Source organism: Corynebacterium sp. HMSC071F07 (genome assembly GCF_001810285.1).
Classification (GTDB): domain Bacteria; phylum Actinomycetota; class Actinomycetes; order Mycobacteriales; family Mycobacteriaceae; genus Corynebacterium; species Corynebacterium simulans.
On sequence record NZ_KV800720.1, the window covers coordinates 142,647 to 152,161 of the forward strand.

The 9,515-nt window shown below is 60.3% G+C and carries 10 protein-coding genes; 5 read left to right on the forward strand and 5 right to left on the reverse strand.

What is annotated here, in order from left to right; all coding sequences use genetic code 11:
* The 5 genes from HMPREF2724_RS12015 to HMPREF2724_RS12035 all read right to left on the reverse strand — a co-directional run.
* A partial coding sequence (locus tag HMPREF2724_RS12015; protein ID WP_141748394.1) for a DUF445 domain-containing protein occupies nt 1-747 on the reverse strand: 747 nt, incomplete at its 3' end.
* A 155-nt stretch (nt 748-902) separates the two neighbouring features.
* Nucleotides 903-1,274: a hypothetical protein gene (locus HMPREF2724_RS12020; protein WP_061920272.1), complete on the reverse strand. Its 372-nt coding sequence runs from the start codon at nt 1,272-1,274 to the stop codon at nt 903-905.
* A gap of 47 nt (nt 1,275-1,321) precedes the next feature.
* Nucleotides 1,322-2,071, reverse strand: coding sequence for a succinate dehydrogenase/fumarate reductase iron-sulfur subunit (locus HMPREF2724_RS12025; RefSeq protein ID WP_061920270.1), 750 nt, complete (start codon nt 2,069-2,071; stop codon nt 1,322-1,324).
* Nucleotides 2,071-4,086 carry a fumarate reductase/succinate dehydrogenase flavoprotein subunit gene (locus HMPREF2724_RS12030; RefSeq protein ID WP_061920268.1) on the reverse strand — a complete coding sequence of 672 codons (2,016 nt, stop codon included), beginning with the start codon at nt 4,084-4,086 and terminating at the stop codon, nt 2,071-2,073. Before HMPREF2724_RS12030 ends, HMPREF2724_RS12025 begins: the two co-directional genes overlap by 1 nt.
* A 16-nt stretch (nt 4,087-4,102) precedes the next feature.
* Nucleotides 4,103-4,858 (reverse strand): succinate dehydrogenase cytochrome b subunit, encoded by a 756-nt coding sequence (locus HMPREF2724_RS12035; protein WP_061920266.1) that lies wholly within the window; start codon nt 4,856-4,858, stop codon nt 4,103-4,105.
* Nucleotides 4,859-5,250: 392 nt separating this feature from the next.
* On the opposite strand from HMPREF2724_RS12035, the gene ramB reads away from it, so the two are divergent.
* The 5 genes from ramB (at nt 5,251) to HMPREF2724_RS12060 (ending at nt 9,438) form a co-directional block, all read left to right on the forward strand.
* Entirely contained in the window at nt 5,251-6,657 is a 1,407-nt protein-coding gene (gene ramB, locus HMPREF2724_RS12040; protein ID WP_070588703.1) for an acetate metabolism transcriptional regulator RamB, read from the forward strand.
* Between the two features lie 189 nt (nt 6,658-6,846).
* Entirely contained in the window at nt 6,847-8,031 is a 1,185-nt protein-coding gene (locus tag HMPREF2724_RS12045) for an Nramp family divalent metal transporter (protein WP_070588706.1), read from the forward strand.
* A 20-nt stretch (nt 8,032-8,051) separates the two neighbouring features.
* The gene (locus HMPREF2724_RS12050) at nt 8,052-8,441 is read left to right on the forward strand and encodes an NUDIX hydrolase (RefSeq protein ID WP_005292595.1); all 390 of its coding nucleotides are present in this window, start codon (nt 8,052-8,054) and stop codon (nt 8,439-8,441) included.
* Between the two features lie 62 nt (nt 8,442-8,503).
* Nucleotides 8,504-9,079, forward strand: coding sequence for a TetR/AcrR family transcriptional regulator (locus HMPREF2724_RS12055; RefSeq protein WP_005292598.1), 576 nt, complete (start codon nt 8,504-8,506; stop codon nt 9,077-9,079).
* Nucleotides 9,076-9,438 carry a DoxX family protein gene (locus HMPREF2724_RS12060; RefSeq protein ID WP_005292602.1) on the forward strand — a complete coding sequence of 121 codons (363 nt, stop codon included), beginning with the start codon at nt 9,076-9,078 and terminating at the stop codon, nt 9,436-9,438. Before HMPREF2724_RS12055 ends, HMPREF2724_RS12060 begins: the two co-directional genes overlap by 4 nt.
* Nucleotides 9,439-9,515 lie beyond the last annotated feature (77 nt).

Below are 9,515 nucleotides of genomic sequence, written 5' to 3' on the forward strand. Positions count from 1 at the left end.
GATGGAGACGTAAACCTTGTCACCGGCCATACCGCGGGCGAAGCGGGGAAGCCAAGCCGGCATCTTTTCGTCGACAAGCTCGATGACTTCGTTTTCAAGGGTGAGGACTTTGGCATGCGCCCAGTCAATGAGGTCGTCGACAAGCGGCTCTGCTTTGCCGTCGGCGATGTAGCCTTCCAGCAAACGTCCTACCGGCGGCCCCCACTCGGGCTCCAGCATGCGGTCGAGGATTTGGGTGCGGATGAGATCCTCGGCCTCGGCGGAATCGAAACTATTGACAGCGCGTGCCAGGATATCGGCCGCCTTCTGCGCGGCTAGCTGCGAGTTAGGCTCCTGGGCCAACCAGGCGCCGGCCTTTTCGGGAATGTTGTTTTCCGAAATCTTCGCCGAGAGGGCGTCCGGGGTAAGGAATTGCTCCTCCACGAAGGTGCTCAAGGCCTCGCCGACCTGATCCTTCTTCTTCGGAATGAGCGCCGTGTGCGGAATCGGAATGCCCATGGGATGGCGGAAGATAGCGGTAACGGCGAACCAGTCAGCCAAGCCACCGACCATGCCAGCCTCCGCGCCCGCGCGCACAAACCCCACCCACGCCGGAGCAGTCGCGTCCTGATGCTGCCACCAGGAACATGCGAAGAAGATGACGGCGGCCAAGATCAAAAGGCCGGTGACACCCCACTGGTACTTGCGTAGCGTGCGGCGACGCTCGGCGACGTCGGCTGGGTTAGGGCCTGGTACGGCAATGCTCATGTTGGCGGTGACTCCTTTTGTTGCTCCGTATAACTGTACTAACGGATTTGGTACGTGACCTCTTCCCTGGTGCAGATAGGGAAATGAAAAGCGCCCCTAGCCTCCATCGAGGATGGCTAAGGGCGCTGTGGCAGGAATGCTAAGTTCGCACCAGCTTAGTTGATACGACCGGTCTCAGAACGGTACTGACGGTAGTAACGACGACCGTAATGGATGAGACCAACGCAAGCGACAGCGATGACGACGAGCAGGGCAGCACCGACGATGATGGAAATCTTGGAGCTTTCCTGGCCCACGCCGTACTGGAAGGCACCAGCGCCGAGGCCCCAAATCAGGGTGCCGGCTGCCGGCAGCAGAGAAAGGATCAGGCCCATGCCGACCCAGGTGGAGGTGCGCAGCAAAGAAGAGTGCGGTGCGCCGAAGGATACTGGGTCGTATCCCTCAATGTAGGAGTCCTGGATCTTGCCGGTAAACTCCGGGTAGGTCTCACTTGCGTGATCAGCAACTGCGTGGGTGTTGTCGCTCATGGCTGAAACTTTCTCTCGTTCCTGTTATTCCTGTGAATGACTATATCTTAGTCGTCCTTGCCGCGGAAAGCAGCACGTGCACGTTCGCGGGTAACCGCGGACACAGCGGTCAGCGGAACGCCTGCCGGGCAGACGTCAGCGCATTCGCCGTAGAGGGAGCAGTGACCGAAGTTCTGCTCAAGGTCATCGACCATGTTGCGTGCACGACGGCCACGCTCTTCCTTGCCCAGCGGCATGAGGGAAAGGTGAACCAACTTCGCGCCGGTGAACAGGTGAGCTGCACCGTTCGGGCAGGATGCCACGCAGGCACCGCAGCCGATGCAGGCAGCGTGGTCGAGGGAGTACTCGGCGGTCTCGTGGTTGAGGTGCAGGGTATCGGCATCCGGAGCGGTGCCGGCGTCCATGGAGACGTAGCCACCCTGCTCCATGACGTGGTCCAGCTTGGAGCGGTCCACGATCATGTCCTTGATAACCGGGTATGCGGCAGAGCGGAATGGCTCCAGCTTGATCTTGTCGCCATCCTTGAACTGGAACAGGCGCTGCTGGCAGGCCGGGGTGTTCTGGCCTGGGCCGTGTGGGCGGCCGTTGACCAGCAGACCACAGGTGCCGCAGATGCCCTCACGGCAGTCAGATGCGAATGCGAAAGGCTCGTTGCCAGCCTCGACCATGCCCTCGTTGACGTGGTCGAGCAGCTCCAGGATGGACATCTGCTCGGCGGCGTCGTCAACCTGCACGGTCTCGAACTTGCCTTCTTGCGTCGGTCCGGCTTGACGCCAGATCTCAAGTGTCAGTTTCATTACTTGTAGTTCCTTGTCATCAGCGGGATCGAATCAAAGTACAGCGGCTCTGCGTGGCGGATGAACTCGCCAGCGTTTGCGCCTGGCTCCCAGGCAGAAACGAAGCACCAGTTCTCATCGTCACGCTCAGCCTCGCCATCCTCGGAGAGGTGGTCGTCACGGAAGTGCGCACCACAGGACTCGTCACGGTCCAGGGCGTCAACACACATGAGCTCACCCAGGTCGATGTAGTCAGCAACGCGCAGACCGTACTCGAGGACCTGGTTCATGTCGTTGGCGTTGCCGGTGATCCGGACGTTAGCCCAGAATTCCCCGCGCAGATCGCGAATCTTCTGGATAGCAACCTTGAGGTCCTCGACGTTACGGGAAACGCCGCAGCCCCAGTAGAGAATCTCACCGAGCAGGCGGTGGTAGTGAGCTGGGCCGTGCGGGTCATTGCCACGCACTCCCATCAGACGGTCGATGCGATCTTGTGCGCGCGCAACAGCCTTCTGTGCCTCGGCCGAATCCTCAGCCAGCTTGTCCTCACCGAGGTGCTTAGCCAGGTAGTTAGGAACCGTAAATGGCAGGGTGAACCAGCCATCGACGGATGCGGACAGCAGGGAGTTAGCGCCCAGGCGGTTCGCACCGTGGTAGGTCCAAGAGCACTCACCGGCGGCGAACAGGCCGTCGATAGCGGTCATCTCGTTGAAGTCGGTCCACAGGCCACCCATGGTGAAGTGGCAGGTCGGTGCGATACGCATCGGGGTCTCGTATGCGGATTCGCCGATTGCCTCTTCGTACATCTCGATGAGGTTGGAGTAACGCTCACGGATCTTGTCCTTACCCAGACGCTGAATTGCATCGCGGAAGTCCAGGTAAACGGAGTTGTGCAGCGGTCCGACGCCCAGGCCCTTGTTGATCTGCTGGGAGATCGCACGGGAAGCAACGTCACGCGGAACGAGGTTGCCGAAGGCCGGGTAACGGCGCTCCAGGAAGTAGTCGCGCTCCTCCTCCGGAATCTCGTTGGCGGGGCGGTCGTCGCCTTCCTTGATCGGGGACCAAATGCGGCCGTCGTTACGCAGCGACTCGGACATGAGGATGGTCTTGGACTGCCACTCGGAGTTGACCGGAAGACCCGTCGGGTGGAACTGGATGAATGCCGGGGAAGCCAGGTATGCGCCGTGCTCGTAAGCACGCATCATGGCGCCAGCATTGGAGTTCTTAGCCAGGGTGGACATGTGGTAGACGTTGCCGTAGCCGCCGGTACCGAGGATTACTGCGTGGCCGGTGAAGGCCTTCAGCTCGCCGGTAATCAGGTTACGGGTAACGATGCCGCCCGCGCGCTTCACACCATTGTCGTTGTAGGTGATGATGTCCTGCATGTCGTGGTGAGCGAACAGCTCCACGTTGCCCAGGCCAATCTGGCGGTACAGCGCCGAGGTGGTGGACAGCTGCAGCTGCTGACCTGTTTGACCACGGGTGTAGTAGGTACGGGAAACCTGAACACCACCGAAGGAGCGGGTTGCCAGGGTGCCGCCGTACTCGCGGGCGAAAGGTGCGCCGATGGCGTTCATGTGATCGATAACGCGCACGGACTCATAAGCCAAGCGCCAGCAATCGGACTCGCGGCAGCGGTAGTCGCCGCCCTTCACGGTGTCCTTGGTGTGGCGGTATGCAGAGTCGTTGTCCACCTTCTTGTGGCGGGAGGAGTTGACGCCGCCCTGCGCAGCGATGGAGTGCGCACGACGTGGGGAATCGTGGTAGGTAAAGACCTTCACGTTGTAGCCCAGCTCGCCGAGGGCTGCGGCAGCAGCGCCAGCGGCCAGGCCGGTACCGACCACGACAACCTCAAACTTGCGGCGGTTGAGCGGGGAGACCAGATCCATATGATCCTTCTGGTAGCTCCACATTTCCTTCATCGGAACGCCGTGCGGCTCGTGGGACTCCAGGATGCGACCTGCGGTGACGCCCGGGACAATCGACGTCGGGTGCGAGAACTTCGGATGCTCGCGCTTGAGTTCAGTGTTAGTCATTTTTTAAAAAGCTCCTTTAGCTGACCCAACCCAGGGCGACGGACAGCGGCATAACGATGTTTGCGATGCAAACTACAGCCGGGATGATGTAGGCCAGAATCACGAAGACCTGACGCCACTTCGCACCGGTGATACCCAGGTCAGAAGCAGCCAGACGGATGCCGTGGGTCAGGTGCAGGAACAGGCAGCACATCGCCAGAACGTAGAAGATGGTGACTGGCCAGCGGCTGAAGGTGGCAATCATGTTTGCCTTGACCTCGCCGTGCACGAATGCCTCAGGCGCAACCGGCTGCACACCCATGGTGAGGTCCAGCAGGTGGAAGATGATGAACAGCAGCAGGACTGCACCGGTGACCAGCATGGTCTTGGTTGCAAAGGAGTCGAGGCCACCCATCAGATTGGTGCGCTTGAACTTGCCGCGGGACTGCTTGGAGCGAGCGGTAAGTGCGAATGCACCGTAAATATGTGCAATAACGCAAGCCAGCAAAACAATGCGGATCATCCAGAGCAGGTGGCCGTGCGGGATGAGCGGTGCACCCAGATCACGCAGGAACTCGCCGTAGATATCGAGTGCTTCGTCGCCGTCGTGTGCCGGCAAGTAAAGCTTCAGGTTGCCGGCCATGTGGCCGACTACGAAAAGCGCAAAGAACAGGCCGGTGATGGCCATCGTAATCTTCAGTGCCCAGGTGGGTACGGAAGGCTTAGTACGAATCGTTTCGTTAGTGATGCGGCCGTGAGCGATTGCCTCACGGTCAGGATTTTTTACAGACATGACACCTCCATAGTCGCTATTACCTTACGCAGCCTTATCTGCTGGCAACTAGTCAAATTCGGGCCAACGCAGCCTCTTCTTAAGGGCCTGAGCAGTCCGTAGAAAATTCTTTAGGTAAGGATCGCCTAAAACGGAGTATTCGAAAAGCCGTTTACCTTGCACGCTGCTTTTTACGCAATACTCACGTTGCGTAATTCCCAGGTGTCTATGAGGTTCGTCACAGCTAATTTTCGGAGTGACTAGTTCACCCCTTTATGTGTCAAACTTTCGCAGGAGTCACACCGCCCACACTCCACACATTTTTACCCCTATTCGCAGGGAGGTTAAGAACCTTCACACAGTCTTTGCAAAAATCCTGTTACAGGATGGCAGGGGCCGGTAATCTTTTTCACATGAGTAAGACTTACGTGGGTTCACGCCTGCGCCAATTGCGGCGCGAACGGGATCTAAGCCAAGCCTCTCTAGCCTCTACGCTGGGGCTTTCGGCTAGCTATGTCAATCAGATCGAACACGACGTCCGCCCTTTAACTGTACCGGTACTGCTGCGCATTACTGAGGTATTTGGCGTCGACGCCACCTTCTTCTCCCGCGATGATGACTCCCGCCTGCTGGCTGAAATCCAGGATGTCATCCAAGACAAGGAGCTATGCCCCTCCCCCGTTGAACTGCAAGAATTGTCCGAGTTGGTTTATAACCACCCCACCGTGGCCCGCACGCTGGTGGAGATTCCCCGCCGCTACGGCAATGTTCGCGACAAACTGTCCCTTGCCACCGATACCCGCCGCTCCGCAGGCACACAGGCGCTTTCCATGCCACACGACGAAGTCCGCGACTTCTTCTATGCGCGCCAAAACTACCTGGATGAACTAGACGTTCACGCTGAGACGCTCGCTTCTGAGCTGGACGTTTCGCAATTCCGCATCCGCGATACCGAGGCCGCCCTTTCAGCGCGGCTGCGCGACAAACACGGCGTCGAGATCGTAACGACACCACAAATGGATGGCACGCTTCACCGTTTCGACCGCGAAAGCGGAACGTTCCGCCTCGCCAGCCGCCTCTCCGAGGGGCAGCGCGCCTTCCGAATGGCTGCTGAGCTGGGATTTCTGGAAGCTGGCGAGCTCATCGACTCCCTTGTCGACGAAGAGCCCTTCACTTCCGACGCCTCGCGCAACCTTGCTAAGCGAGGCATCGCCAGCTACTTTGCGGCAGCCACAATCCTTCCTTACACCACTATTCATTCTGAAGCAGAGCAATCGGGCTATGACCTGGAATACCTATGCCAGGTCTTTGGCGTGGGCTACGAAACGGTGGCTTCGCGCCTTTCTACCCTGCAGCGCACGAACAAGCGTGGCATTCCATTCACGTTCGTCCGCGTGGACCGCGCCGGCAATATGTCCAAACGTCAATCAGCCACCGGCGTCCACTTCTCCAACTCGGGCGGTACCTGCCCGCTGTGGAACATTTATGAGACCTTCTCTAACCCCGGAGTTATCTCCCGCCAGCTCGCGCAGATGCCCGATGGGCGCAACTACCTGTGGATTTCGCGTTCGGTTCAGCACCACCAGGGCCGCTACGGCGATACAAATAAGCTCTTCGCCATTGGCCTGGGTTGCGAGGCTCGTCATGCTGACCGCACGGTATATGCCGAGGGCCTTGATCTGGGCGACCTATCTGCCGCGACCCCGATTGGCAACGGATGCCGCACCTGCCCGCGTGCCAGTTGCGCCCAGCGCGCCTTCCCCGCCATCAACGAAACGCTGACAATCGACGCCCATCGCTCTGCAGTGGCGCCGTACTAAGCACGCGACATCCCGGGCTTGCGGCGTCGCGCTTCGCTGCCGGAACGCAAATACCCAGCCCCGAAAAACCAGACCTCGTGGTCGCACAAGCATCCCGTTTGTTCTCGCGGGATCGCCACCCCCCTGGCTTGAACATATGGCGATGAAAACTAGACTTCAAGTAGTTGAACTTTTGGTATGGAGATGCCTATGCGTAAGACCTTAATCAGCCTCACCGGCCCCGCCTTCGTTGCTGCAGTGGCTTACGTCGACCCCGGCAACGTAGCCGCCAACATCAGCGCCGGCTCCCACTACGGCTACCTCCTGGTGTGGGTACTCGTCGTGGCCAACCTCATGGCCATGTTCATCCAGTACCACTCCGCCAAACTGGGCCTAGTCCCCCACCGCTCCCTGCCGGAAATCATGGGCGAGCGTCTCTCCCGCCGCGCGCGCCTAGGCATGTGGGCCCAGGCCGAGCTCATCGCCGCGGCCACCGACCTCGCCGAAGTCATCGGCGGCGCCATTGCCCTGCAACTCCTCTTCAACCTCCCCCTGTTCGCGGGCGCGCTCATCATCGGCGCGGTCTCCATCATTCTCCTCATCTTCCAGAAGAAGAACCAGTGGTTCGAGGGGCTTGTCATCGGCCTGCTCCTGGTCATCTGCATCGGCTTCCTTGCCGGCCTCGCCATCGCCCCGCCCGACCCCGCCGACGTGGCCGGCGGCCTCATCCCCCGCCTAGAGGGCAAGGACAGCATCCTGCTGGCCGCCTCCATGTTGGGCGCCACCGTCATGCCGCACGCCATTTACCTACACTCCTCCCTGACCAAGCAGCGCTACCCCGACCTGGAAATCCCCCACGTGCTGGCCGGCACCCGCGCGGACATCGCCGTGGCGCTGTCCATCGCCGGGCTCGTCAACGTGGGCCTGCTGGTCCTGGCGGGCTCGGCCCTCTACGGCGTGGACGGCACAGAGACCATCTCCGGGGCCCACACGGCGATTGCCAGCCACCTCGGCCCGCTGGCCGGCGTTCTCTTCGCCATCGGCCTGCTGGCCAGCGGCCTCGCCTCGACGTCAGTGGGCGCCTACGCCGGCTCCGAAATCATGGACGGCCTGCTTCACATCAAGGTCCCCCTACTAGTCCGCCGCCTGGTCACGCTCATCCCGGCGCTGGTCATCATCGGCTGCGGGGTCGACCCCACTATGGCACTGGTGGTCAGCCAGGCACTTCTTTCCCTGGGCATCCCCTTCGCCATCATCCCGCTTTTCCGCTATGCCGGCTCCCGGGACGTCATGGGTGAGTTCGCCGCGAAACCCTGGTCTATGGCCGTGGGCTGGACGCTTGCCGCGCTGGTCATCGCACTCAATCTCGCCCTCGTGCTCCTGCCGCTGCTCTAGGCCGCCTACAATCAGCAGCCATGATTGAAGTAGCAGCCGTCGTCATCCGCAACCCACAAGGCCACGTGCTTACCGTGCGCAAGAAGTCCTCCACCAAGTACCAACTGCCCGGCGGCAAGCCCGAGGCGGGCGAGGCGCTTGTCGACGCCGCCCTGCGCGAAGTTGCCGAAGAAGTAGGCCTCACCCTCGACGCCGAGAGCCTCAACAAACTCGGCACCTTCGACGCTCCCGCCGCCAACGAACCGGGCGAGGTCGTCGTCGGCACCATCTTCACCTACACCCGCACCGTCACCGCCGACGAACCCCATGCCGCCGCCGAAATCGGCGACACCGCCTGGGTCAACCCAGCAGCCCCCGACCGCGAGCTTGCACACCTGCTGCGCGACCGCGTCTTCCCCACGCTGGCCTAGCGCCAACTGTCAACACTTCGGCGTCATTGACCTCGAAACCATCAAGAGCTACCCTTTTGAACATGTTCACTGAACACGTTCACTCATCGCGCTCGGCCGCCAAAGCTGGCACCGTCAGCAAGGTCCTAGCCACCGCCTACGAACTCTTCCTCACTCAGGGCTACGCCACCACCAGCATCCGGACTATCGCATCCGAAGCTGGCGTTAGCGTGGGAACCGTCATGGGAGTCGGCGACAAACAAACGCTGCTCATCCGCACCATTGGCCAACACATTTCAGAACTCCACGATGACATCCGGGGACAATCCGATAGCCTTCTCGATGTCCTGAGACCTTTCCTCCAGATGTTTACCGGCCACGAAGAGCTCTCCCGCGCCTTTGGCGCAGCACTCATCCAACAAGGCAATCAAGGCGAAGCGCTCACCGCACTCAAAACGCTCCTGACCGATGAAATCACCCTGCGACTCGGCACCAGGCTCAGCAGCGCCGATGCGGCCGAGTACGCCGACCTGCTGTACAACGTCTACCTCGGCTTACTCATCGGCTGGGCCGCCGGAATCTACGACACCGAGCACCTCACATCCCAAGCCGCCTCATCGATCGAACGCCTCAACACCGCATTCGGAGTAACCCAATGATCCTAGAATCTTCCCCAGCCTGGCCCTCCCTTCTACTAGCAGCCATTCTGCTTGGCGACGCCGCCCTCTCCCTCAAACCAGTCCCCTTCATCGAAGCCTGCCTCAGCGGCGTCAAACTCCCCAAGGACTGGTGGTGGGCGCTCATTGTCATCAAGTGCCTCGCCGCCGTAGGACTCATTGCCGGCCTCTGGTTCCCCGGCGTAGGAATCACAGCCATGATTGGAGTCATCGCCTATTTCTGCGCGGCCGCAGCAGCCCATGTCCGCGCCCACTTCCTCGGTAGCGCATTCTGGATCAACTGCTTAGGCATGCTCGCATTCTCCATCGGAGTACTGATCCTGACGCTCGCACTGAATTAAGACACCAGTCAACCTTTCACGGCTTCCTGAAGGCAGATACATCATTGCACCTCTTGAATGATGACTTGATGCTTTCT